Annotated in this window: 21 protein-coding genes; 15 read left to right on the top strand and 6 right to left on the bottom strand. The window is 60.3% G+C overall.

The genetic code is table 11. From position 1 onward, the window contains the following. Window positions 1–245: 245 nt before the first annotated feature. The 3 genes from PQR27_RS31885 to PQR27_RS31875 are packed head-to-tail and all read left to right on the top strand — an operon-like array spanning window position 246 to window position 3544. Complete coding sequence (locus PQR27_RS31885) at window positions 246–854, top strand: response regulator (protein WP_408527540.1); 609 nt, start codon at window positions 246–248, stop codon at window positions 852–854. A gap of 12 nt (window positions 855–866) precedes the next feature. Then, the gene (locus PQR27_RS31880; protein ID WP_408527539.1) at window positions 867–2585 is read left to right on the top strand and encodes a sensor histidine kinase; all 1719 of its coding nucleotides are present in this window, start codon (window positions 867–869) and stop codon (window positions 2583–2585) included. Continuing rightward, window positions 2582–3544: a hypothetical protein gene (locus PQR27_RS31875; RefSeq protein ID WP_408527538.1), complete on the top strand. Its 963-nt coding sequence runs from the start codon at window positions 2582–2584 to the stop codon at window positions 3542–3544. The genes PQR27_RS31880 and PQR27_RS31875 overlap by 4 nt, the downstream gene beginning before the upstream one ends. Before the next feature lie 126 nt (window positions 3545–3670). Here PQR27_RS31875 and acnA read toward each other — a convergent pair whose 3' ends face one another. The 6 genes from acnA to PQR27_RS31845 all read right to left on the bottom strand — a co-directional run bounded on the left by acnA (window position 3671) and on the right by PQR27_RS31845 (window position 11953). After that, the gene (gene acnA / locus PQR27_RS31870) at window positions 3671–6388 is read right to left on the bottom strand and encodes an aconitate hydratase AcnA (RefSeq protein WP_408527537.1); all 2718 of its coding nucleotides are present in this window, start codon (window positions 6386–6388) and stop codon (window positions 3671–3673) included. A 40-nt stretch (window positions 6389–6428) separates the two neighbouring features. Next, window positions 6429–7880, bottom strand: coding sequence for a bifunctional 2-methylcitrate dehydratase/aconitate hydratase (locus PQR27_RS31865; RefSeq protein WP_408527536.1), 1452 nt, complete (start codon window positions 7878–7880; stop codon window positions 6429–6431). Between the two features lie 25 nt (window positions 7881–7905). Further along, a complete protein-coding gene (locus PQR27_RS31860) occupies window positions 7906–8403 on the bottom strand; it encodes a hypothetical protein (RefSeq protein ID WP_408527535.1) in 498 nt (165 codons plus the stop codon). A 103-nt stretch (window positions 8404–8506) separates the two neighbouring features. Then, the gene (prpC, locus tag PQR27_RS31855) at window positions 8507–9694 is read right to left on the bottom strand and encodes a bifunctional 2-methylcitrate synthase/citrate synthase (RefSeq protein WP_408527534.1); all 1188 of its coding nucleotides are present in this window, start codon (window positions 9692–9694) and stop codon (window positions 8507–8509) included. A gap of 55 nt (window positions 9695–9749) precedes the next feature. Then, window positions 9750–10766: an HpcH/HpaI aldolase/citrate lyase family protein gene (locus tag PQR27_RS31850; protein ID WP_408527533.1), complete on the bottom strand. Its 1017-nt coding sequence runs from the start codon at window positions 10764–10766 to the stop codon at window positions 9750–9752. A 203-nt stretch (window positions 10767–10969) separates the two neighbouring features. Beyond that, window positions 10970–11953: a malate dehydrogenase gene (locus tag PQR27_RS31845; protein WP_228875747.1), complete on the bottom strand. Its 984-nt coding sequence runs from the start codon at window positions 11951–11953 to the stop codon at window positions 10970–10972. A 495-nt stretch (window positions 11954–12448) separates the two neighbouring features. Between PQR27_RS31845 and PQR27_RS31840 the strand changes: the two genes are divergently transcribed. The 12 genes from PQR27_RS31840 to asd all read left to right on the top strand — a co-directional run bounded on the left by PQR27_RS31840 (window position 12449) and on the right by asd (window position 23658). Then, window positions 12449–13249, top strand: coding sequence for a GntR family transcriptional regulator (locus PQR27_RS31840; RefSeq protein WP_408527532.1), 801 nt, complete (start codon window positions 12449–12451; stop codon window positions 13247–13249). A gap of 157 nt (window positions 13250–13406) precedes the next feature. Continuing rightward, entirely contained in the window at window positions 13407–13823 is a 417-nt protein-coding gene (gene sdhC / locus PQR27_RS31835; RefSeq protein WP_054034790.1) for a succinate dehydrogenase, cytochrome b556 subunit, read from the top strand. A gap of 4 nt (window positions 13824–13827) precedes the next feature. Then, entirely contained in the window at window positions 13828–14196 is a 369-nt protein-coding gene (sdhD, locus tag PQR27_RS31830; protein ID WP_408527531.1) for a succinate dehydrogenase, hydrophobic membrane anchor protein, read from the top strand. A gap of 4 nt (window positions 14197–14200) precedes the next feature. Further along, entirely contained in the window at window positions 14201–15976 is a 1776-nt protein-coding gene (sdhA, locus tag PQR27_RS31825; protein WP_408527530.1) for a succinate dehydrogenase flavoprotein subunit, read from the top strand. 24 nt (window positions 15977–16000) lie between these two features. After that, a complete protein-coding gene (locus PQR27_RS31820) occupies window positions 16001–16705 on the top strand; it encodes a succinate dehydrogenase iron-sulfur subunit (protein WP_054034792.1) in 705 nt (234 codons plus the stop codon). 1 nt (window position 16706) lies between these two features. After that, complete coding sequence (locus tag PQR27_RS31815; protein ID WP_408527529.1) at window positions 16707–16982, top strand: FAD assembly factor SdhE; 276 nt, start codon at window positions 16707–16709, stop codon at window positions 16980–16982. An 86-nt stretch (window positions 16983–17068) separates the two neighbouring features. Beyond that, on the top strand, window positions 17069–18370 hold the full coding sequence (gene gltA / locus PQR27_RS31810) for a citrate synthase (RefSeq protein ID WP_408527528.1): 1302 nt from the start codon (window positions 17069–17071) through the stop codon (window positions 18368–18370). Window positions 18371–18718: 348 nt separating this feature from the next. Next, complete coding sequence (gene leuC / locus PQR27_RS31805) at window positions 18719–20128, top strand: 3-isopropylmalate dehydratase large subunit (protein ID WP_408527527.1); 1410 nt, start codon at window positions 18719–18721, stop codon at window positions 20126–20128. Between the two features lie 5 nt (window positions 20129–20133). Continuing rightward, complete coding sequence (locus PQR27_RS31800; RefSeq protein WP_201077771.1) at window positions 20134–20292, top strand: entericidin A/B family lipoprotein; 159 nt, start codon at window positions 20134–20136, stop codon at window positions 20290–20292. A gap of 86 nt (window positions 20293–20378) precedes the next feature. Next, window positions 20379–21032, top strand: coding sequence for a 3-isopropylmalate dehydratase small subunit (gene leuD, locus PQR27_RS31795; protein ID WP_408527526.1), 654 nt, complete (start codon window positions 20379–20381; stop codon window positions 21030–21032). 66 nt (window positions 21033–21098) lie between these two features. After that, a complete protein-coding gene (gene leuB, locus PQR27_RS31790; RefSeq protein ID WP_408527525.1) occupies window positions 21099–22166 on the top strand; it encodes a 3-isopropylmalate dehydrogenase in 1068 nt (355 codons plus the stop codon). Between the two features lie 370 nt (window positions 22167–22536). Beyond that, the gene (asd, locus tag PQR27_RS31785; protein ID WP_027805102.1) at window positions 22537–23658 is read left to right on the top strand and encodes an aspartate-semialdehyde dehydrogenase; all 1122 of its coding nucleotides are present in this window, start codon (window positions 22537–22539) and stop codon (window positions 23656–23658) included. Window positions 23659–23690: the final 32 nt, after the last annotated feature.

Here is a 23690-nt window from a genome sequence, read left to right as displayed (position 1 = left end):
GACAAGTAAGCACTTCGCGCTGCAATTCGAGGTTAGTTGATTCGAGGTGCTCGCAATCACGATTTTCGCGTAGGGAATTTCAAATCAATCGGGTGGGAAAATTCTCGCAAATATTGCAGAAGTATCACTTCGCCGAGACGAAAAAATGTTTCAGCATTGTTGTTAATATTTTTCTTATTTTATTTTTGGGCTATTTCGATTCGGTTTTACGCCCATTGATTAATGATCAAGAAATGGAGCGGTAAATGAAAAGAATCGTGATTATTGACGATCACCCCATGATTCGTGGCACGATAGCTGGCGTATTGCGTGCCGATCCTGAACTGGAGTTGATCGGAGAATGCGGCGACGGTGAAGACGGCCTGAAAATGGTCCTGGAGGAAAATCCCGATCTCGTCATTCTTGATCTCGATTTGCCGCGCCTCGATGGTCTATCCATGATTCGCCGTATTCGGGCACACAATACCAAAATCTGTATTCTCGTTCTTTCAGCCAAGCCGGAACATGTCATGGCCGGCTATACGCGTGTTGCTGGCGCAAACGGTTATGTCGGCAAAGGGCGCGAAATCAGCGAACTGATTACTGCGCTAAAAACGGTGCTATTCGGCTATGACTGCTTCCCGGCCGATACCGCCAATTCGGCGACTGAAAACGGACTGAGCGCCCTGTCGGCGCGTGAAGTAGAAGTGCTGCAATATCTCGCCCGGGGCGTGAGCAACCGGGATATTGCTAGCCGCCTGTTTCTAAGCGACAAGACGGTGAGCACATACAAGAGCCGCATCCAGGAAAAACTGGGTTTGTCATCGTTAGCCGCGCTGATCGAGTTTGCGTCGCTGCACAGGCTGATCGACTGAGTTTGGCGGGCTATGAATAAAATGAACCTGGCTGGTTCTTCAGCGCGTGCGCGCCGTCGCACGCCGCGCCTCTCTCACACATTCCCTCGCAATGCGGCGGGACTCACTTCGATCCGTTTCGCGACGGTATTGGGTTGTCTCTTTGCATTTGCACTGCTGAGCCTGCTCTCGGTCCGCGCCAACGCGGCGCCGTTAGTCGACGGCACGCCGCGGACGCTGCAACTCGACGATTCGCGTGCGGCCGCGGCGCTGGCCGCACGCGACGCAGTCGGGCGACTCGAGCAACCGGCCCGCAACCTTGATTCGCGCGAAGGGACCGCTGGCAGTGGGTCCTTTAAGCGTGGTTCGCCTGGTAGCCGCGATGCTGCGAGCCAACTGGCGACGGCCGCGACTGATGCCGCTATCGAGCAGCAAACGTGGCTAGTGGCGCTCGCGGCGCCGGCGGTCGTTGCACTGGCCGGCGCGTGCCTATCTCGTGCTGCGCTGAGGCGCGCTGCGGAAAAACTGCACCGTGCAGAAGACAAATGGGCACGCCGGTGCGATGCTGCTGAGGAGCGCGAGCAGGCTGCGCGCGCCGCAACCTCCGTCCAGGCGAGCGCCGCCGCAAAGCAGGAGCGGCTCTGGCTGCTCGGCGCGATGCGCCTCTATGCAGAAGCTCCGCTGACTGCAGTGGCAGGTCTGCTTGAATCTCTCGAAACGGCAGCGATGCCGTCCGCTCAACGCGCACAGATGCCTGTGATCCAATCGGCAGTGCGTACTTGGGGCCAAACGCTCCACGACTTGCTGGATGCTTCGCCACTGGAGTCGCGTGCCTTTGTTCTCGACGAAACCGCGACGAACCTGCGTGACCTCGTCGACGGCGTTATCGCGCTGTTGTCTCCGTCTGCGGCTCTGCGCGGCTTGCGCTTGAACTCGACCATCGATCAAACGGTGGCCGAGCGCATTCTCGCGGATAGCGCTCGGCTCGGGCAGATATTTTTCCACCTGCTTGACCGCACAATCCAACTCAGCACGCGTGGCGAGATTTCGCTTGTCGTGCGGGCGGAGCCGCTGAATGCAGGTTCGCAGCGCATTTTTATCAGCGTGACGGAGACCGGTAAGCACACCGCTCACGCCGCTCAGTTGCAACTGTTCGGGCCGAGCGCAGATGAATCGTCCGTAGTCGAGCGGTTTGGCAGCGCTGATGCCTGCTTACCGCTCTGCCAGATACTCGCACAGCGTATGCGAGGCGAGCTCTCCATCGCAGCTGGCTCGGATTCCAGCACTCGCGCGAGCTTTAGTGCGCCGTTTACCGTTGAGCAATGGGAGTTGTCCGCGGAAACGGCCCGCCAGGTGCAGGCTCCCCTATCAGGCATTGCCGTGCAGTCACAGGAAGTATTCGCAGATGCCCTATCTGAACCTTTCGAACTTCGCTATCTCGACGCATTGTCTGAAGAGGGCATCAATCTCCACACGTTTCTGAGCGCCTGGCGCCATTCCATGGACGACGATCTGGAGCACCTGAGCAGTCTGATTCGCCAGGGCGACATCGCCGGGCAGCGCACCTTGCTGCATAGATTGAGCGGAGCCGTAGGGTTGGTCGGTGCGCGCAGTTTGATGGAAGCGCTGCGGCGCGCCAGTGTCGCACCGCTGGAACACGATGTCGTTGTCATCCACGCGCTCATGACTCGCGCCAGGACTTTGGTCACGCAACTTGACGCAGCGATCGACCCACACCGGAGCACCCTATGATGAACCGACCGCTGGCCTTGATCGAAGGCAATCTGGCGATCCCGAAGCCGCGGCCGTTCGATGGCTTGCCGCCCCCTTTCGGCTCGCGGCGGCATAAGGCGCGGACCGCAGCGCAACAGGCGATCCAGGATGCCGTGCAGCGCAAGCCCCAACAGGCTCGTCCGAGTCCGTTTCCCCCGGGCGTAAAGCATATTTTGTTCTACAAGACGCCGCCGCAACGCCCGGATTCCCATCGTTTTGATGCGGCGATGGCGGAAGCGAAGCGCTATCTGGAGGCAGGCAAGGTTTCTGCGCGTTCGTCGCGCTCGGACCACCTGCTGGCGGCAGGTATTTTTGCCGGTTGCACGATTGCGCTGACTTGGCTGCTCGTCACCTGCTCGATGAAGGACGCGGAACATACGAAAGCGGCGGCGGTTACGCCGGCCGTTGCCACCAGGCAAGCTGAGATTGCCGCAGAGAGGAAGCCGGCCTTGCCGGTCGAGGTGGTCGCGAGTGCGGCGCCAGTGGCTCAGGCAAGTGCCGACTCGCCGGAGGCGCAACGCGATGAGCAAGCCGGGCCGACGCGCCATCCCGCACCGTCGGTCCCGTCGTCTGCTGTCGCGTCCAAGCGAACGGATCAGGTCGTAGCCCGCACCGACATTACCGCGACGCCGGCGAAGAAAACCGTCAAGCCGGTCGAGGCCATGCGCCTGTCCAAAACGCATGTGGACGAACGCGTGGCGCTGAACCGCGCTACTCATCCCGCTAGCCAGCCCGCGGTGTCGAAGCAGCCCGAATGGGCCGCCAACGCCAGCGCACCACGTGACGATGCTTCGACAGAGGACGCGTCGTGGATGAACTGGGCTGCCCAGCAACATCGTCCGGCCCCGACCATCCGTGCAAGCGTGCGGTCCGACACCAGCTGGAATGCCCGCATGACCCAACGCAGGATCACCGACAACCCGGACGCATTCAAGTAACAGCAGAAGCGCGCGGAGTCATAAAAAAAGCCCGGCCAAAGCCGGGCTTCCAAAGTCGGCTGCGTCCTCCACAGGACGCAGCCCCTGCAAAACAGATCGCAGTGACTGCTTGCGTAAGCGAATACCTTACGCAGCCAACAACGAACGCAGCACGAACGGCAGAATCCCGCCGTGCTTGTAGTAGTCCACTTCGATCGGCGTATCGATACGCAGCAGCACGGCAACACGCTTCTCTTTGCCATCCTTGCCGCGAATCACCAGCGTCACTTCCTGTTGCGGCTTGAAGTCCGCGCCCAGGCCTTCGATGTCGTACGTTTCTTCGCCGGTGATGCCGAGCGATTGCACGCTGTCCGTGCCCTTGAACTGCAGCGGCAGCACGCCCATGCCGACGAGGTTCGAACGGTGGATCCGCTCGAAGCTGCGTGCGACCACAGCCTTCACGCCCAGCAGTTGCGTACCCTTCGCAGCCCAGTCACGCGACGAGCCCGTGCCGTACTCTTCGCCCGCGAACACGACGGTCGGCGTGCCGGCGTCGATGTACTTCATCGCTGCGTCATAGATCGATTCCTGCTCGCCGCTCGGCTGGTGAATCGTCAGGCCGCCTTCCACGCGCGAGCCATCCGCCTTCGCCGGGATCATCAGGTTCTTGATCCGGACGTTGGCGAACGTGCCGCGCATCATCACGTCGTGGTTGCCGCGGCGCGAGCCGTAGCTGTTGAAGTCGGCCTTCTGCACGCCGTTTGCCTTCAGCCACTTGCCTGCTGGCGAGTCTTCCTTGATCGAGCCAGCCGGGCTGATGTGGTCGGTTGTGACCGAGTCACCGAAGATGCCCAGTGCACGTGCGTTCTTGACCGGAGCGATGCTGTCGGCCGGCGTCATCGAGAAGTCCTTGCCGAAGAACGGCGGCTCAGCGATGTAAGTCGACTTCGGCCAGTCGTAGACTTGACCTTCTTCGCCTTCGATCTTGCTCCACAGGTCGCCCTTCTTGGTCAGCGCCGAGTAGTTCTTGCGGAACGCGTCTGCGTCCAGCGCGAACTTGAGCAGTTCGTTGACTTCTTCGCTGGTCGGCCAAATGTCGCCCAGGTAGATGTCCTTGCCGCCCTTGCCCTTGCCGACCGGCTCGGTCATCAGGTCGCGCGTGATGTTGCCGGCGATCGCGTAAGCGACGACCAGCGGCGGCGAAGCCAGGAAGTTCGCGCGGATGTTCGGGTGAATACGCGCTTCGAAGTTGCGGTTGCCCGACAGCACCGCTGCCGCGACGATGTCGTTCTTCGTGATCGCTTCGTTCAGTTCCGGCGTCAGATCGCCCGCGTTACCGATACAGGTCGTGCAACCGTAGGCGGCCAGCGTGAAACCGAGCTTGTCGAGGTACTGCATCAAGTCGGTCTTCGTCAGGTATTCCGTGACGATGCGCGATCCCGGCGCCAGCGAGGTCTTGATGTGCGGAGCCACCGTCAGGCCGGCTTCCACAGCCTTCTTCGCCAGCAGACCAGCGGCCAGCAGCACGCTCGGGTTCGACGTGTTCGTGCACGACGTGATGGCCGCGATCAGGATGTCGCCGTTCTTCACGTCGACGCCGTTGCTCGTCGTGTATTGCGCGTCGAGGTCTTCTGACTTCTTCGCAAAGCCGTTTTCCGCCACCGGCTTCGAGAACAGGTCGCTGAAGGTCGACTTCACGTGACCGATTTCGATACGGTCTTGCGGGCGCTTCGGACCTGCCAGCGACGGCGTTACCGTGCCGAGATCCAGCGTGACGACCTTGGTGTAGTCGATCTGGCCAGCCTTCGGAATACCGAACAGACCCTGCGCCTTGAAGTAGTTTTCGAAGGCGGAGATTTCTGCGTCGGTGCGGCCCGTGCCCTTGAAGTAGTCGATGGTTTTTTCGTCGACTGGGAAGAAGCCCATGGTTGCGCCGTATTCCGGCGCCATGTTGCCGATCGTCGCCCGATCCGGCAGCGACAGCGACTTCGTGCCTTCGCCGAAGAATTCGACGAACTTGCCGACAACCTTTTCCTTACGCAGCAGTTCGGTCACGGTCAGAACCAGGTCGGTCGCCGTCAGGCCTTCACGCAGCTTGCCCTTCAGTTCGACGCCCACCACGTCCGGCGTGAGGAAGTACACCGGCTGGCCGAGCATGCCGGCTTCCGCTTCGATACCGCCCACGCCCCAGCCCACCACGCCGATACCGTTGATCATGGTGGTGTGGCTGTCGGTGCCGACCAGCGAATCCGGGTAGTACACCGTGTCCGCGCCTTCGGCCTTCTTGTGCACGCCGCGTGCGAGGTATTCCAGGTTCACCTGGTGAACAATACCGACGCCCGGCGGCACGACCTTGAACGTGTCGAATGCCTGCATGCCCCACTTCATGAACTGGTAGCGCTCGTTGTTGCGCTGGAATTCCAGTTTCATGTTCAGGTCGAGCGCATTCTTTTCGCGGAAGTGATCGATCTGCACCGAGTGATCGACTACGAGATCGACCGGGACCAGCGGTTCGATCGACTTCGGATCCTTGCCCATGTGTTTCGCGACACCGCGCATGGCAGCGATGTCGGCGAGCAGCGGCACACCGGTAAAGTCTTGCAGCACGACGCGCGACACGACGAACGGAATTTCGTCGACGCGCGCTGCGGTCGGCTTCCAGTTCGCGAGTTGCTCGATGTGTTCTTCGGCGATTTTCTTGCCGTCGTAGTTACGCAGCACCGATTCCAGCACGATTCGGATCGAAACCGGCAGGCGGTCGATCTTGATGTTCAGTGCCTTGCCGAGTTGCGGCAGGGAGTAGAACTTGCCTTTGCCGGAACCGCTGTCGAATTCCTTGAGCGTTTTGTGGAGGTTGTGGGCCATGGTGTTTTCCTTGGTTTGATCGCGGAACTACAGTACTTAACTAGATGACGTACAGATCGACGTATTCATTGACCGACATGGCTTCGAGCCTTGCCTGATCCAGCGACACGTCGAGAATCGCCAGTTGTTGCTTGACCGGAAAGCGGCGCGCGAGATTGGTCCTGAACTTCTCGACCAATAACGGAATCCCGTCTTCGCGCCGACGCTTGTGACCGATCGGGTATTCGACTACGACTTCGTCGAACGTCGACCCGTCGTTGAATTCGATCGTCAGTGCATTGGCGATCGAACGCTTCTCGGGGTCGTGGTAATCCTTCGTGAACTGCGCGTCTTCGACGCATTCCATCTTCGCGCGCAGTACATCGAGTCGCGCGTCCTGCGCGATCGAATCTTCATAGTCCGCAGCCGTGAGGCGGCCGTGGATCAGCGGCACGGCGATCATGTACTGAATGCAATGATCGCGGTCGGCCGGATTGTTCAGGGGGCCTTTCTTATCGATGATGCGAATCGCGGCTTCGTGCGTGCGGATCGTGATCCTGCTGATGTCTTCCACGCGTTTGCCTTGAGCCGCAAGTTGCGCGTGCAGCTTCATCGCCGCTTCCACGGCCGTTTGCGCATGGAATTCTGCCGGAAAAGAAATCTTGAAGAGCACGTTTTCCATCACGTACGAGCCGTACGGACGCTGGAATCTGAACGCGTTGCCCTTGAAGAGCACGTCGTAAAAGCCCCACGTCTTCGCGCTCAGCACCGACGGATAGCCCATCTCGCCGGTCTTCGCGATCAGCGCGAGACGCACGGCGCGCGAAGTCGCGTCGCCCGCGGCCCACGACTTGCGTGAGCCGGTATTCGGCGCATGGCGGTACGTGCGCAGCGCATGTCCATCGACAAACGCCTGCGACACCGCGTTGATCAACTCATCGCGGGTCAAACCGATCAACTGGCCGACCACCGCGGTGGAAGCCAGTTTCACCAGCAATACATGATCGAGCCCGACCTTGTTGAAGGAGTTTTCGAGCGCGATACAGCCTTGAATTTCGTGCGCCTTGATCATGCCGATCAACACGTCTTTCATCGTCAGCGGCTCTTTGCCCGCTGCGATGGCACTGCGCGAGAGCCAGTCGGCTGTCGCCAGAATGCCGCCGAGGTTATCCGACGGATGCCCCCATTCTGCGGCAAGCCAGGTGTCGTTGAAGTCCAGCCAGCGGATCATTGCGCCGATGTTGAAGGCGGCCTGAACCGGGTCCAGCTGGAACGACGTGCCAGGCACCTTCGCGCCATTGGGGACGATCGTGCCCGGCACGATCGGTCCCATCAGCTTGGTGCAGGCAGGGTAGGTGAGCGCCTCGAGTCCGCAACCGAGCGTATCGATCAGGCAGTGACGCGCGGTTTCCAGCGCGAGCGTGCTGTCGATCTGAAAATCCAGCACGTAGTCGACGATATCGACCAGGACTGGGTCCGGGGCGGGTCGCACGTTGGAAATCGGAGCGGACATCGGGGAGCCTTCCTGATGTAACTGATTAGTTGGTGGTCTTGTCGATCGCGTTCGATTGCGTCGGAGCCGGTGCGCCTTGCTGCATCGCTGCCGTCTTGCACTCGTCGGCCAGACGCGAGCTGTCCTTGTCCGAGAACAGCATGGCCTTCGTCGGGATCACGACGAGATCCATACCCGTTGAAGCGTCGTGGAAGCGGTCTGCCCCCGTGGTGGTCGCTTCACGCGGCAGATTGTAATTTTTGTTAGCCCAGTGGACGGTGACGATCTGGTCACGCTTCATGTCGCCCTTCAGTTCGAAGGCCAGACCTTCGTTGCACGACCACTTTTCCGCGCCTTCCGGCACCGGATCGACCTTCGCTTCCTTGGCTGGGTTCGGTTTGCGCTTGATCAGACGTTTCGGTTGCGGCTTCTTCGGCACAGCCTTGGTGGCCGGCGTGGTGGTTTGCGCAACGGCATCGGTCGCAACGGTCAGCATCGTCGTGGACAGAGCGCCGACTACGGCAGCGATCAACAGCTTATTCATGGAGAAAACCTTTCTATCTAGTTTCAGTTGAACAGTACGCGGGCTACCGGTCCTGGCAACCGCGGGGTTGAACTGCACGCGCTTCGAAAGCGCACAGCGACCGCTATTTTCTCCTATTTAGCGGCACAAACTTCAAATTCTCGGGGCCGGTGTAATTCGCGCTCGGGCGGATGATCTTGTTGTCGACGCGCTGCTCGATGATGTGCGCGCTCCAGCCAGCCGTGCGGGCGATCACGAACAGCGGCGTGAACATCGCCGTCGGCACGCCCATCATGTGATACGACACCGCGCTGAACCAGTCGAGATTTGGAAACATCTTTTTCACATCTGCCATCACTGTTTCAAGTCGCTCGGCGATATTGAACAGCTTGGTGTTGCCCGCTTCCTTCGAAAGCTTTTTCGCGATTTCCTTGATGACCTTGTTGCGCGGGTCGGAGATCGTGTACACCGGGTGGCCGAAGCCGATCACCACTTCCTTGTTCTCGACGCGCTTGCGGATGTCCGCTTCGGCTTCGTCAGGCGTTTGATAGCGCGACTGGATCTCGAACGCCACTTCGTTGGCGCCGCCGTGCTTCGGCCCGCGCAGCGCGCCGATCGCGCCGGTGATCGCCGAATAGATGTCCGAGCCCGTGCCCGCGATCACGCGGCCGGTAAATGTCGAGGCGTTGAATTCATGCTCGGCGTACAGGTTCAGCGACACGTGCATCGCGTCGACCCATGCCTTCGACGGCTCCGTGCCGTGCAGCAGATGCAGGAAGTGGCCGCCGATCGAATCGTCGTCGGTTTCGACCTCGATGCGCTTGCCGTTGTGCGAGTAGTGATACCAGTACAGCAGCATCGAACCGAGTGAGGCCATCAGCTTGTCGGCGATATCGCGCGCGCCCGGCAGGTTGTGGTCGTCCTTCTCGGGCAGCACGGTGCCGAGCACCGACACGCCGGTGCGCATCACGTCCATCGGGTGAGCGGCGGCCGGAATCCATTCCAGCGCGGCTTTCACGTTGGCGGGCAGGCCGCGCAGCGCTTTCAGCTTCGTCTTGTACGCGGTCAGCTCGGCTTGCGTCGGCAGTTTTTCGTGGACCAGCAGGTAGGCGATCTCTTCGAACTCGCACGCGCCGGCGATATCGAGAATGTCATAGCCGCGGTAGTGCAGATCGTTGCCCGTCTTGCCGACCGTGCACAGCGCGGTGTTGCCCGCGGTCACGCCGGACAGCGCGACGGATTTCTTCGGTTTGAAGCCGCTCTGGGCTCCGTTCTCGCCTTGTGCGCCGGCGGTTTGCGTTGTCTCGCTCATCTCCCGCAATCTCCTTTGTGCTTGCTCATGGCTTCTGCCACGCGGATTGTCGTACTCATGATGCGGATTGCCCGTTAGCGCCCACTTCCGTGAAGAGCGGCGCGGCGTCTTGTGGGACGACCCGGCCCGTGGCCTGCGCGCGACGCAGCACCGACCAGTAGTAGCGATAGCTGGCCCGGTCGTGCAGCGTGTCGTGATGACGTGTCGGTCCCCATTGCGCGGCTTGAGCGGCCAGCAGGATTTCGGTGGCCGTGGTGATTTCTTCGTCGCGCGGTGCAAACGCTGCAACTATCGCCTCGATCTGTGACGGATGGATGCTCCACATCCGCGTGTAACCGAATTCGTTGCGGGCGCGGGTGGCGTCGCTCGCCACCACGCTCATGTCGCGCACTTCCGTACTGACGTTATGCGACGGCACTTTGCCGTGCGCGTGACAGGCCGCTGAAATCTCGAGCTTGGCGCGCCGCACCAACGGATGATCGAACTGGCCGGGCGAACGCATCGCGGTATCGGGAATCGCGCCGTTGTGCGCGGAGACGAAGTCCATCAGGCCGAAGCTCAGGGCCTCGACGGCCGGCAGCGCGGCCAGATCGAACACGCGCGTCAGTGCGCCATGGGTTTCGACCAGCAGTTGCACGGGTACGGGCTGAGCAATGCCGAGTTCGCGCCGCGTTGCCTCGATGAACGCGCACATTTCGGCGGCGTCCGGCACATTGCGGATTTTCGGCAGGGTGATGTAAGCAGGCGCTCGCTTGGCGGCGCGGAGAATGAGACGCACGTCGTCACGCCAGTGCGGGTGATCGAAGTCGTGAATCCGCACGCCGACGCGGCCGAAGTGATCATGCGCGCTGCCCAGCAGCGAGGCGACCAGTTCCGCGTGTTCCACTTCATGGCCAACCCGTGCGCCGTCTTCGCAATCGAGTGTGATGTCGAACACCGGGCCGAGTTGCTGCTGCAACGCGAGCGATTTCAGCATCAGCTTTTCGCTGCCGGCGTAGTGATCGCAGGCAGGCAGCACAGCGGGCGGCACTTCGCCGTCAAACAGCACTTCGGCGGGTGTGAGGGCGCGCATCGTCGGCGTCAGGGGTTCTGATAGTGTTTGAAGAAGTCTGATTCGAACGCGCTCTGCTGGACTCTGTCAGGCAGCCACGCAAAACGCGTTCGGATCAGGTGCGAATGCCGGTGGAGCAAAACGCCATACCTGCATTCGCACGTAAAAAACCGGAACCCGCCGCGATCAATGCTTTGGAGTTCCGGTTCGTCTGCATCAGCCGCTTAGCCGAGCAGATGTTGAACGCCGTCGCGCTCTTCAAGCAACTCGTTCAGCGTGCCGTCCATCTTTTCGCGCGAGAACGCGTCGATGGCGAGGCCTTCAACACGCTTGTACTCGCCGTTTTCGCACGTGACTGGCACACCGTAGATGATGTCTTCCGGAATGCCATACGAACCGTCCGACGGGATACCCATGGTGACCCACTTGCCGTTCGTGCCGAGCACCCAGTCACGCACGTGGTCGATCGCCGCGTTCGCTGCCGACGCTGCCGACGACAGGCCGCGCGCTTCGATGATCGCTGCACCGCGCTTGCCGACGGTCGGGATGAACGTGTTGCGGTTCCATTCTTCGTCGTTGATCAGCTTGGTCAGGTCCTGCCCTTCTGCTGTTGCAACGCGGAAATCCGGGTACATGGTCGGCGAGTGGTTGCCCCACACCGCCAGCTTTTCGATCGAAGCGACCGGCTTGCCCGACTTGGCGGCCAGTTGCGACAGCGCGCGGTTGTGGTCCAGACGCAGCATGGCGGTGAAGTTCTTCTTCGGCAGATCCGGTGCCGACTTCATGGCGATGTACGCGTTGGTGTTGGCCGGGTTGCCGACCACCAGCACCTTCACGTCGCGGCTCGCGACTTCGTTCAGCGCCTTGCCCTGAACCGTGAAGATTTCGGCGTTGGCCGACAGCAGATCCTTGCGTTCCATGCCTTTTGAACGCGGACGGGCGCCGACCAGCAGGGCCACGTCGGCATCTTTGAATGCAACCTTCGGATCGTCAGTGATCACGACACCCGACAGCAGCGGGAATGCGCAATCATCCAGTTCCATCACGACGCCTTTGACGGCGGCTTGCGCTTGCGGCAGGTCGAGCAGTTGCAGGACCACCGGCTGATCCTTGCCGAGCAGATCGCCATTGGCGATGCGGAACAGCAGGGAGTAAGCGATTTGACCTGCGGCGCCGGTGACGGCAACGCGCTTTGCGGGCTTAGCCATTGAGAAATCTCCAGGACGATGCGTTAGACGCTAGGGAAAACGCCATTCTATATGCGCGTTCAGCGAAGCGTTGTGAAACACGGCGGAATGCACTGTTCGCGTACGGCTCGGAATCTTTGCCGAGGCCGTGCGGCGCCTTGCGGCACGACCGCCATGCCGGAAATCTGTACTGCTGCACGAGGAGCGGGACATCGGACGCCGGGTAGCCGCTGCACGGTGCGGGCTCCTGCAAACAGCGCGTTTCGGCGGGCGTCTGACCAATGGATGGCGGCGGCGAAACCTGAACTGCGAGGGAACGGCGTGGTGCAGAGTGGCTGCTGGCGCATCGCGATGCTGCATGAAAACATGCCGCCGAAAAACCCGCAAACCCTTGCTCGACAAGGAGTGTAGGAGTCAGGAGGCACAAAGTCAACATTATCTTATGTCTTATATAAGACATATCTGTTGCAGGGAAATCCCTAGACGCGGCCGGGCCCTTTATGATGAAATGCGCGGATGACTTCGAACCCGGCGAACACCACGAATCCGAGCGGCCATGGCGCCGCGGGCGAGGGTGTATCCGCTGCCACACCCGCCACGTCGCCTACTTTCAGCCCCTTGTATCAGCAGATCAAGGGCTTGATTACGCAGAGCCTCGAAACCGGTGAATGGAAGCCCGGCGAGATCATTCCTAGTGAAGTCGAATTGGCGGCGAGATACAAGGTCAGTCAGGGAACAGTGCGCAAGGCGATCGACGAACTTGCGGCCGACAACCTGCTGGTACGCCGCCAGGGCAAGGGTACTTTTGTTGCAACGCACAACGAAGACCGCGCCCAGTTTCGCTTCCTCAGATTACTGGCCGACGACGGCGCGGAGCATCCGCACGTCAGCCGTTTGCTCGAGTGCCGGCGTTTGCGCGCTTCGGCGGACATCGCTCGGCAGCTCGACCTGAAACCCGCCGATCCGGTGGTGCTGATCAAGCGCTTGCTGCAGTTCGACGGCGAGGTCACCGTACTCGACGAAATCTGGCTACCCGGCGCGGTGTTCCGCGGGCTGACGCTCGAACGCCTATCGGAGTATAAAGGTCCCCTCTACGCGATGTTCGAGACGGAATTCGGCACCCGCATGATTCGCGCAACCGAGAAGATCCGCGCGGTGGCAGCCGAGCCTTCAGTGGCCGATCTGCTGCATGTGCCCACTGGTTTTCCATTGCTTTCGGTTGAGCGCGTGTCCTATACCTATGGAGACCGGCCGGTTGAAGTCAGGCGAGGTTGGTATGTCACAACCGGGTATTACTATCAGAACGATCTGAGCTGAATCGGGCTGAATGAAGGCGTTGCGTCTCACGCATGCGCCTGTTTGAAGGCGTCTTTATCGCGCATGCTGTAACGGTCCTGTGGTGGTTTCCGCTGCAGCGCGATATAAAAAGGCGCTAAAATTGCGGATTAGTGTGACTACATAGTAGGGGTCTAGCATGGCTGAAGCCGTAAAAAAACCGAGGCCGGAATTCCGGAACATCGGTATCGGGCAAATATTGACGGCATACCGTCTTCCTCTAGCGGGGCGAGTATCGATCTTGCACCGCCTGAGCGGTGGTCTGCTTTTTGTTTTTCTTCCGTTCCTGCTGTACCTCTTCGATCAAAGCCTCACTTCCGAACTTAGCTTCGAAGTGTTCAAAGGCTTCCTGTCCAACATCATCGTCAAGCTGATCACGCTCGTTCTGGCGTGGGCCTTCCTGTTTCACTTCTGCGCCGGTGTCCGTCACCTGTTCATGGACACAAGCCACGGCCTCACGACCAAAGAGAAGGGCAAGCAAACTTCCATCGTCGTTCTGGTCGTTTCGTCGCTTCTGACGATTGCTTTTGCGCTCAAACTCTTCGGAGCATTCTAAAAAAATGTCAGCTAATAACCGAATCGGTCCGAAGCGTCTCGTCGTCGGCGCACATTACGGTCTGCGCGACTGGCTCGCCCAGCGCATTACCGCCTGCATCATGGCCGTCTACACGGTGATCCTGCTCGCATGGTTCTTCGGCGCGCGCGATTTCTCGTATGACGGCTGGGCGTCGATCTTCGCGACGCAATGGATGAAGCTCGCCACGTTTGTCACGCTGCTGTCGCTGTTCTATCACGCGTGGGTTGGTATCCGCGACATCTGGATGGACTATGTGAAGCCCGTTGGCATCCGCCTGTTGCTTCAAGCGCTGACGATCGTCTGGCTGCTCGCGTGTGCGGGCTACGCTGCGCAGATTCTCTGGAGAGTGTAAAAGAATGGCTGCAATCAAGAATTCTCTGCCGCGTCGCAAGTTTGACGTGGTTATCGTCGGTGCGGGCGGCTCGGGGATGCGCGCTTCGCTGCAACTCGCGCGCGCCGGTCTGTCGGTCTGCGTGCTGTCCAAGGTGTTCCCAACGCGTTCGCACACGGTGGCGGCTCAAGGCGGCATCGGCGCATCGCTCGGCAACATGAGCGAAGACAATTGGCACTATCACTTCTACGACACGATCAAAGGTTCCGACTGGCTCGGCGACCAGGACGCGATCGAGTTCATGTGCCGCGAAGCGCCGAACGCTGTCTACGAACTGGAACACATGGGCATGCCGTTCGACCGCAATGCGGACGGCACGATCTATCAGCGCCCGTTCGGCGGCCACACCGCCAACTACGGCGAAAAGCCGGTGCAACGCGCTTGCGCGGCCGCTGACCGTACCGGTCACGCGCTGCTGCATACGCTGTATCAGCAGAACGTTGCCGCCAAGACGCAGTTCTTCGTCGAATGGATGGCGCTGGATCTGATCCGCGACGCCGACGGCGACGTGCTTGGCGTGACCGCGCTGGAAATGGAAACCGGCGACGTCTACATTCTCGAAGGCAAGACCACGCTGTTCGCTACGGGCGGCGCAGGCCGGATCTTCGCGGCATCCACGAATGCGTTCATCAACACCGGTGACGGCCTGGGCATGGCCGCGCGTTCGGGCATCGCACTGCAGGACATGGAATTCTGGCAATTCCACCCCACCGGCGTGGCCGGCGCGGGCGTGCTGATTACCGAAGGCGTGCGTGGTGAAGGCGGCATTCTGCGTAACTCGAATGGCGAGCGTTTCATGGAACGCTACGCGCCCACGCTGAAGGATCTGGCGCCGCGCGACTTCGTTTCGCGTTCGATGGACCAGGAAATCAAGGAAGGCCGCGGCGTGGGTCCGAACAAGGATCACGTGCTGCTCGACCTGTCGCACATCGGCGCCGAGACGATCATGAAGCGTCTGCCGTCGATCCGCGAAATCGCCATGAAGTTCGCGAACGTCGACTGTATTAAAGAGCCGATTCCGGTCGTACCGACCATCCACTATCAGATGGGCGGTATCCCGACGAACATTCACGGCCAGGTCGTGGGTACGTCGCGCGGTCACGAAGAGCCGGTCAACGGTTTCTACGCAGTGGGCGAATGCTCGTGCGTGTCGGTGCACGGTGCGAACCGTCTCGGCACGAACTCGCTGCTCGACCTGGTGGTGTTCGGCCGCGCGGCCGGCAACCACATCGTCAAGCACGTGAGGGAAATCAAGGATCACAAGCCTCTGCCGGCTGACGCCGCTGATTTCGCGCTGTCGCGTCTGGATAAGCTGGACAAGTCGTCGTCGGGCGAATACGCGCAAAGCGTCGCGAACGACATCCGCTCGACGATGCAGGCTCACGCCGGCGTGTTCCGCACCTCGGCGCTGCTGGCCGAAGGCGTCCAGAAGATTCGCGACGTGGCTGAACGCGTCGACAACATCCATCTGAAGGACAAGTCGAAGGTGTTCAACACGGCCCGCATCGAGGCGCTGGAAGTGGCGAACCTGATCGAAGTGGCACGCGCCACGATGGTCTCCGCCGAAGCCCGCAAGGAAAGCCGCGGCGCCCACGCACAAAACGATTTCGAACATCGCGACGACGAAAACTGGATGCGCCATACGCTGTGGTTCAGCGAAGCCGATCGCCTCGACTACAAGCCGGTTCACATGCAACCGCTGACGGTCGAATCGGTTCCGCCGAAAGCGCGGACGTTCTAAGGCACAAGTCAAAGGAATTCAGAAATGGCCAAGCGTACATTTGAAATCTACCGCTACGATCCGGACAAGGACGCAGCACCGCGCATGCAAACGTACGAGATCGAAATCGACTCGCACGAGCGCATGCTGCTCGACGCGCTGCTCAAGCTGAAAGCGATGGACGAAACCTTGTCGTTCCGTCGTTCGTGCCGCGAAGGCGTGTGCGGTTCGGACGCAATGAACATCAACGGCAAGAATGGTCTCGCCTGCTTGCAGAACATGAACGACCTGCCGCAGAAGATCGTGCTGCGTCCGCTGCCGGGCCTGCCCGTCGTGCGCGATCTGATCTGCGACTTCACGCAGTTCTTCAATCAGTATCACTCGATCAAGCCGTACCTGATCAACGATACGCCGCCGCCGGAAAAGGAACGTCTGCAGTCGCCGGAAGAACGCGACGAGCTGGACGGCCTGTACGAATGTATTCTGTGCGCAAGCTGCTCGACCTCGTGCCCGAGCTTCTGGTGGAATCCGGACAAGTTCGTCGGTCCGGCAGGCCTGTTGCAAGCCTATCGTTTCATCGCGGACAGCCGCGACGAAGCGACCGGTGAACGCCTCGACAACCTGGAAGATCCGTACCGTCTGTTCCGTTGCCATACGATCATGAATTGCGTCGATGTTTGCCCGAAGGGCCTGAACCCGACCAAGGCGATTGGCAAGATCAAGGAATTGATGGTTCGCCGCGCTGTTTGAGATGGACCAGACATCGCATCAGTCCGACCCTCTTCGCCGCGCGCGCCTTCGCTGGCGCGCGCGGCGCGGCTTGCTGGAAAACGATCTGATCTTTGAACGTTTTTTCAGCCGATATGAGCATGACCTCAGCGACGCCGACGTAGGCGCACTCACCCGCCTGCTCGAGCTGAGCGATAACGACCTGATGGACTTGCTGCTCGTACGCAAGGAACCGGAAGGCGACCTTGCCGACGACCCGGATCTGATCCGGGTGCTGGAGCTGCTGCGCAACGCTTGAGCGCCTTGGGCTGGGCGCCGCTGGTTCGTTGTTCCAGGCGTGCAATTATCGAAACCCTGTTTCCATACTTCGATTGAGGATGTGCTATGACCCCGTCAGATGTTAAAGCCACGCTATCGTTCAGCGACAATTCGCCGAGCGTTGAAATGCCGATTTACAAGGGCACTCTCGGCCCGGACGTGATCGACATCCGCAAACTGTACGGCCAGACCGGCAAGTTCACGTACGACCCGGGCTTCATGTCGACGGCGGCTTGCAATTCGGCGATCACGTACATCGACGGCGACAAGGGTGAGCTGCTGTACCGCGGCTACCCGATCGACAACCTCGCGGAAAACGCTGACTTCCTCGAAACCTGCTATCTGCTGCTGAAGGGCGAGCTGCCGAACGTGCAGCAAAAAGAAGAGTTCGTGAAGACCGTCACGAATCACACAATGGTGCATGAGCAAATGCACTTCTTCTTCCGCGGTTTCCGCCGTGACGCGCACCCGATGGCGATTCTGGTTGCTGCAGTTGGCGCGCTGTCGGCGTTCTATCACGACTCGCTCGACATCAATAACCCGCGTCACCGTGAAGTGTCGGCCATTCGCATGATCGCGAAGCTGCCCACGCTGGTCGCGATGGCGTACAAGTACAGCATCGGCCAGCCGTTTGCGTACCCGAAGAACGACCTCTCGTACAGCGCGAACTTCATGCACATGATGTTCTCGAACCCGTGCGAAGAGTACAAGGTCAACGACGTGCTGGTGCGCGCGCTGGACCGCATCCTGATCCTGCACGCAGACCACGAACAGAATGCATCGACCTCGACTGTGCGTCTCGCGGGTTCGTCGGGCGCTAACCCGTTCGCGTGTATCGCTGCCGGTATCGCCTGCCTGTGGGGCCCGGCGCACGGTGGTGCGAACGAAGCCGCACTGAACATGCTGGAAGAAATCGGCTCGGTCGACAACATTCCTGAGTTCATCAAGCAGGTGAAGGACAAGAACTCGGGCGTGAAGCTGATGGGCTTCGGTCACCGCGTCTACAAGAACTACGATCCGCGTGCGAAGCTGATGCGCGAAACCTGCCACGAAGTGCTGGAAGAACTGGGCCTGCACGATGACCCGCTGTTCAAGCTGGCCATGGCGCTGGAAAAGATCGCGCTGGAAGACGAATACTTCGTGTCGCGCAAGCTGTACCCGAACGTCGACTTCTACTCGGGCATCGTTCAGCGCGCGCTGGGTATTCCGACGTCGATGTTCACGTGTATCTTCGCGATGGCACGTACGGTCGGCTGGATTGCACAGTGGAACGAAATGATCGCCGATCCGGAACAGAAGATTGGCCGTCCGCGTCAGCTGTTCATCGGCGACACGCAACGTGAAGCGAAGGCGATTACGCAACGCTAAGCGTTAGTCTGTCACGCGTTGCATGGCCCGCAAGGTTATGGAACGTGTGAGCCAGGATTGATTGAAAAACGCCCCAACGGGTTGACCGTTGGGGCGTTTTGTTTTGGGACGCGAAGTTGGGGTCCGATCTAGATCGTTAACCGGACGCGGGCCGGACGCGGGCGTGGCGGCACATGGAGCGCACGCTGTGTCAACCCATGCCGGGTAACACCCATACAGGTATCGCCACTACCACCCAACTCCCTGTTTTTTATCGGTTTTCTCGGTAATTCAGGGGCCCAAAGCGTGGTTCTGCGTGGCATAATCGACCGACACAGTCAGCCCGCAGTCAATACTACCCCGAATACCATGGCACAGACTCTCTACGACAAATTGTGGAACACACACGTGGTCCACACGGAAGAAGACGGTACGACGATTCTCTATATCGACCGTCACCTGCTGCACGAAGTCACCAGCCCGCAGGCGTTTGAAGGCCTGAAGCTGGCTGAGCGTCCGGTGTGGCGTATCAGCGCGAATCTGGCGGTGTCGGACCATAACGTCCCCACCACGGATCGCAGCCACGGCATCGCCGACCCGATCTCCAAGCTCCAGGTGGATACGCTCGACACGAACTGCGACGCCTACGGCATCACGCAGTTCAAGATGAACGACCTGCGCCAGGGCATCGTGCACATCATCGGGCCGGAGCAGGGCGCCACGCTGCCGGGCATGACGATCGTCTGCGGTGACTCGCACACGTCCACGCACGGCGCGTTCGGCGCGCTGGCGCACGGCATCGGCACGTCGGAAGTCGAGCACGTGCTGGCCACGCAAACACTCTTGCAGAAGAAGAGCAAGAACATGCTGGTGAAGGTCGAAGGCCCGTTGCCGCGCGGCTGTACCGCGAAAGACATCGTGCTCGCGATCATCGGCAAGATCGGCACGGCAGGCGGCACCGGCTACGCAATCGAATTCGGCGGGTCGACGATTCGTGCGTTGTCCATGGAAGGCCGCATGACGGTCTGCAACATGGCGATCGAAGCAGGCGCGCGCGCCGGCATGGTCGCCGTGGACGACATCACGGTCGATTACCTGAAGGGCCGTCCGTTCTCGCCGGAAGGCGTCGAGTGGGATCACGCGGTCGAGTACTGGAAGCAGTTCACGTCAGATGACGGCGCGCAATTCGATCGCGTAGTCGAGTTGAACGCCGCGGAAATCGTGCCGCAAGTCACGTGGGGCACGTCGCCGGAAATGGTGACAGCCGTGGACGGCCGCGTGCCGGATCCGGAGCGCGAAAAAGACCCGGTCAAGCGCGACGCCATGGAGCGCGCGTTGAAATACATGGCGCTCGAACCGAATGCGCCGATCGAATCCATCAAGCCGGATAAAATCTTCATCGGGTCGTGCACCAACGCGCGCATTGAAGACATTCGCGCCGCGGCCTACGTCGTGAAGAAGCTCGGCCGCCGCGTCGCACCGAACATCCGCCTGGCCATGGTCGTGCCGGGCTCGGGTCTGGTGAAGGCGCAAGCGGAACGCGAAGGCCTGGACAAGGTCTTTACCGATGCCGGTTTCGAATGGCGTGAGCCCGGTTGCTCGATGTGTCTCGCCATGAACGCCGACCGGTTGGATCCGGGCGAGCGTTGCGCGTCCACGTCGAATCGTAATTTCGAAGGTCGTCAGGGCGCCGGTGGCCGTACCCACCTCGTGAGCCCCGCGATGGCTGCCGCTGCGGCTATCGAAGGGCATTTCGTCGATATTCGCAAGCTTGGATAAATCGCATGATGAAGAACATGAATCGCAGCACTCTATTGCGCCGTTTCGCACTCGGCACCTTGGCCGGGCTATTGCTCGGTCTGGCCGGCTGCAACACGGTGCACGGATTCGGCGAGGACATGTCCCACCTCGGTAATTCGATCAGCAACCACGCTGATAAATGAGCGGTTTTTGATTTTTGCCGGCAGTGCGGCGAGCGGCTTTCCAGCCGTCACGCGCATTGCCCGGTCTTGAAACAGGCGCAAGCGTCATGGATAAATTCATCGTACACACCGGCGTCGTGGCGCCGCTCGATCGCGAGAACGTCGACACGGACGCGATCATTCCGAAGCAGTTCCTGAAGTCGATCAAGCGCACGGGCTTCGGTCCGAACGCGTTCGACGAGTGGCGTTATCTCGACCACGGCGAGCCGGGTCAGGACAACTCGAAGCGTCCGCTGAATCCGGATTTCGTGCTGAACCAGCCGCGCTATCAGGGCGCGTCGGTGCTGTTGGCGCGCAAGAACTTCGGCTGCGGCAGCTCGCGTGAGCATGCGCCGTGGGCACTGCAGCAATACGGCTTCCGCGCGATCATCGCGCCGAGCTTCGCCGATATTTTCTACAACAACTGCTTCAAGAACGGCGTGCTGCCAATCGTGCTGACCGAACAGCAAGTCGATCACCTGTTCAACGAAACGTACGCGTTCAACGGCTTCCAGCTGACGATCGACCTCGAAGCGCAGGTCGTCCGCACGTCTGACGGCAGCGCTGAATATCCGTTCGAAGTGGCGGCCTTCCGCAAGTATTGCCTGCTGAACGGCTTCGACGATATTGGTCTCACGCTGCGTCACGCGGACAAGATCCGCCAGTTTGAAGCAGAGCGGATCGCAAAGCAGCCGTGGCTGGCGCATCGGATCGTCGGCTAAAGGCCCCAGGTCGAGTTCGCTGATTCAGGCTCACAAAGTCTCGAAGAAAATCATCAAGGAAATCGCATGAAGATCGCAGTCTTGCCGGGCGACGGCATCGGTCCCGAAATCGTCAAGGAGGCCGTCAAGGTCCTGAACGTGCTCGGCGAAAAGTTCGAACTCGAAGAAGCACCGGTTGGCGGCGCGGGCTACGAAGCAAAGGGCCACCCGTTGCCCGATTCGACGCTGGCGCTGGCAAAAGAAGCCGACGCGATCCTGTTCGGCGCCGTCGGCGACTGGAAGTACGACTCGCTCGAACGCGCGCTGCGCCCGGAACAGGCGATTCTCGGTCTGCGCAAGCACCTGCAATTGTTTGCGAACTTCCGTCCGGCCATCTGCTATCCGCAGCTCACGGGCGCTTCGTCGCTGAAGGAAGAAATCGTCTCGGGTCTGGACATCCTGATCGTCCGCGAACTGAACGGCGACATTTATTTCGGCGCGCCGCGCGGCGTGCGTTCATCGCCGGATGGGCTGTTCGAAGGCGCGAAGGAGGGCTTCGACACGATGCGTTATTCGGAACCCGAAGTGCGCCGCATTGCGCACGTCGCGTTTCAGGCCGCGCAAAAGCGTCAGAAGAAGCTGACGAGCGTGGACAAGGCCAATGTGCTCGAAACGTCGCAGTTCTGGCGCGACGTGATGATCGACGTGTCGAAGGAATATGCGGACGTCGAGCTATCGCATATGTATGTCGACAACGCGGCGATGCAACTGGTCAAGGCGCCGAAGGCGTTCGACGTGGTTGTCACCGGCAACATGTTCGGCGACATTCTGTCGGATGAAGCCGCCATGCTGACGGGTTCGATCGGCATGCTGCCGTCGGCCTCGCTCGACAAGAGCAACAAGGGCTTGTACGAGCCGTCGCACGGTTCCGCGCCGGATATCGCAGGTAAGGGTGTCGCGAATCCGCTGGCAACGATTCTGTCGGCCGCGATGATGCTGCGCTATTCGCTGAACAAGGCGGAACAGGCGGATCGTATCGAAAACGCGGTGAAGAAGGTGCTGGAACAAGGCTTCCGTACCGGCGACATCCTGACCCCGGGTTGCAAGCAGGTCGGCACCGTGGCAATGGGCGACGCCGTGGTCGCAGCGCTATAAAGCGGATCGCAGGGTCAGAGTAGTTGGGTCGCTAAATAGTCTGAAAGCGGCCTTTAAAACGCGAATTGGCCTCGAAACAGGCCGATTCGCGCGTAATACGGGCGACAGTGGCGTTCGATGACGCCGCCGGATTCCGGTTTTCGTGTATATTGTAGCGATGGCACACACAGCTCAAATCTCCTCGATTTCGAAACTGCACGGCACAACGGCCCGTGTGGTTGAGCTCGCCATTACCGCCAAAGCTTCCATTAAAACGATTACCCCGAAAACGATCACGAAACGCTGATCGTCCGTCGTGCCCGCTCATCTTCCCCGCGCGGTCACTGCGGGCAAAGATGCGGGGAAGTTTCCACTCGAAGGGTATGAAGTCATGAACGTAGGTCTCGTAGGTTGGCGCGGCATGGTCGGCAGCGTCCTGATGCAACGTATGCAGCAGGAAGGCGATTTCGATCTTATCGAACCGGTGTTTTTCAGCACCAGCAATGCGGGCGGCAACGCGCCGTCGTTCGCCAAAAACGAGACCAAGCTCAAAGATGCCACAAGCATCGAAGACCTGAAGAAGTGCGAAGCGATCATCTCCTGCCAGGGCGGCGATTACACCAATGAAGTGTTCCCGAAGCTGCGCGCAGCGGGCTGGAACGGCTACTGGATCGACGCGGCTTCGTCGCTGCGTATGAAAGATGACGCGGTCATCATTCTCGATCCGGTCAACCTCGACGTGATCAAGAACGCGCTGGTCAAGGGTCAGAAGAATTTCATCGGCGGCAACTGCACGGTCAGCCTGATGCTGATGGCGCTGGGCGGCCTCTTCCGCGAAAACCTCGTCGACTGGATGACGGCCATGACGTATCAGGCCGCTTCGGGCGCGGGCGCGCAGAACATGCGTGAACTGCTGCAGCAAATGGGCACGCTGTACGGTGCGGCCAAGGAAGATCTGGCGGATCCGTCGTCGGCGATTCTCGACATCGACCGCCGCGTGCTGTCCGCCATGAACAGCGACCGCATGCCGACCGACAACTTCGGCGTGCCGCTCGCCGGCTCGCTGATTCCGTGGATCGACAAGGACCTCGGCAACGGCATGTCGAAGGAAGAGTGGAAGGGCGGCGCGGAAACCAACAAGATCCTCGGCAAGCCTGCCATGGGCACACCGGGTTCGATTCCTGTGGATGGTCTCTGCGTGCGGATCGGCGCGATGCGCTGCCACTCGCAGGCGCTGACCATCAAGTTGAACAAGGATGTGCCGCTGGACGAAGTAAACAGCATCCTCGCGTCGGGCAACGACTGGGTCAAGGTGGTGCCGAACGAACGCGAAGCCTCGATGCGCGATCTGTCCCCGGCGGTGGTGACGGGCACACTCACAGTGCCGGTTGGCCGCGTGCGCAAGCTGGCGATGGGCGGCGAATATCTGTCGGCTTTCACGGTCGGCGATCAGCTGTTGTGGGGCGCAGCCGAACCGTTGCGTCGCATGCTTCGCATTGTGCTCGACAAGTAAAGTAAACTACGCGCTCACGACGCGTAGAAAAC

Origin of the sequence: Paraburkholderia fungorum (genome assembly GCF_046027215.1) — a bacterium.
GTDB lineage: Bacteria > Pseudomonadota > Gammaproteobacteria > Burkholderiales > Burkholderiaceae > Paraburkholderia > Paraburkholderia fungorum_D.
Note: the sequence above shows the minus strand (reverse complement) of the source record. Positions and strands in the feature narration are given on the sequence as shown.

Bases quoted from the DNA above. Each gene is read 5' to 3' on its own strand.
- PQR27_RS31885 (WP_408527540.1), top strand. From the start codon at position 246: ATGAAAAGAATCGTGATTATTGACGATCACCCCATGATTCGTGGCACG.
- PQR27_RS31880 (WP_408527539.1), top strand. From the start codon at position 867: ATGAATAAAATGAACCTGGCTGGTTCTTCAGCGCGTGCGCGCCGTCGC.
- PQR27_RS31875 (WP_408527538.1), top strand. From the start codon at position 2,582: ATGATGAACCGACCGCTGGCCTTGATCGAAGGCAATCTGGCGATCCCG.
- acnA (WP_408527537.1), bottom strand. From the start codon at position 6,388: ATGGCCCACAACCTCCACAAAACGCTCAAGGAATTCGACAGCGGTTCC.
- PQR27_RS31865 (WP_408527536.1), bottom strand. From the start codon at position 7,880: ATGTCCGCTCCGATTTCCAACGTGCGACCCGCCCCGGACCCAGTCCTG.
- PQR27_RS31860 (WP_408527535.1), bottom strand. From the start codon at position 8,403: ATGAATAAGCTGTTGATCGCTGCCGTAGTCGGCGCTCTGTCCACGACG.
- prpC (WP_408527534.1), bottom strand. From the start codon at position 9,694: ATGAGCGAGACAACGCAAACCGCCGGCGCACAAGGCGAGAACGGAGCC.
- PQR27_RS31850 (WP_408527533.1), bottom strand. From the start codon at position 10,766: ATGCGCGCCCTCACACCCGCCGAAGTGCTGTTTGACGGCGAAGTGCCG.
- PQR27_RS31845 (WP_228875747.1), bottom strand. From the start codon at position 11,953: ATGGCTAAGCCCGCAAAGCGCGTTGCCGTCACCGGCGCCGCAGGTCAA.
- PQR27_RS31840 (WP_408527532.1), top strand. From the start codon at position 12,449: ATGACTTCGAACCCGGCGAACACCACGAATCCGAGCGGCCATGGCGCC.
- sdhC (WP_054034790.1), top strand. From the start codon at position 13,407: ATGGCTGAAGCCGTAAAAAAACCGAGGCCGGAATTCCGGAACATCGGT.
- sdhD (WP_408527531.1), top strand. From the start codon at position 13,828: ATGTCAGCTAATAACCGAATCGGTCCGAAGCGTCTCGTCGTCGGCGCA.
- sdhA (WP_408527530.1), top strand. From the start codon at position 14,201: ATGGCTGCAATCAAGAATTCTCTGCCGCGTCGCAAGTTTGACGTGGTT.
- PQR27_RS31820 (WP_054034792.1), top strand. From the start codon at position 16,001: ATGGCCAAGCGTACATTTGAAATCTACCGCTACGATCCGGACAAGGAC.
- PQR27_RS31815 (WP_408527529.1), top strand. From the start codon at position 16,707: ATGGACCAGACATCGCATCAGTCCGACCCTCTTCGCCGCGCGCGCCTT.
- gltA (WP_408527528.1), top strand. From the start codon at position 17,069: ATGACCCCGTCAGATGTTAAAGCCACGCTATCGTTCAGCGACAATTCG.
- leuC (WP_408527527.1), top strand. From the start codon at position 18,719: ATGGCACAGACTCTCTACGACAAATTGTGGAACACACACGTGGTCCAC.
- PQR27_RS31800 (WP_201077771.1), top strand. From the start codon at position 20,134: ATGATGAAGAACATGAATCGCAGCACTCTATTGCGCCGTTTCGCACTC.
- leuD (WP_408527526.1), top strand. From the start codon at position 20,379: ATGGATAAATTCATCGTACACACCGGCGTCGTGGCGCCGCTCGATCGC.
- leuB (WP_408527525.1), top strand. From the start codon at position 21,099: ATGAAGATCGCAGTCTTGCCGGGCGACGGCATCGGTCCCGAAATCGTC.
- asd (WP_027805102.1), top strand. From the start codon at position 22,537: ATGAACGTAGGTCTCGTAGGTTGGCGCGGCATGGTCGGCAGCGTCCTG.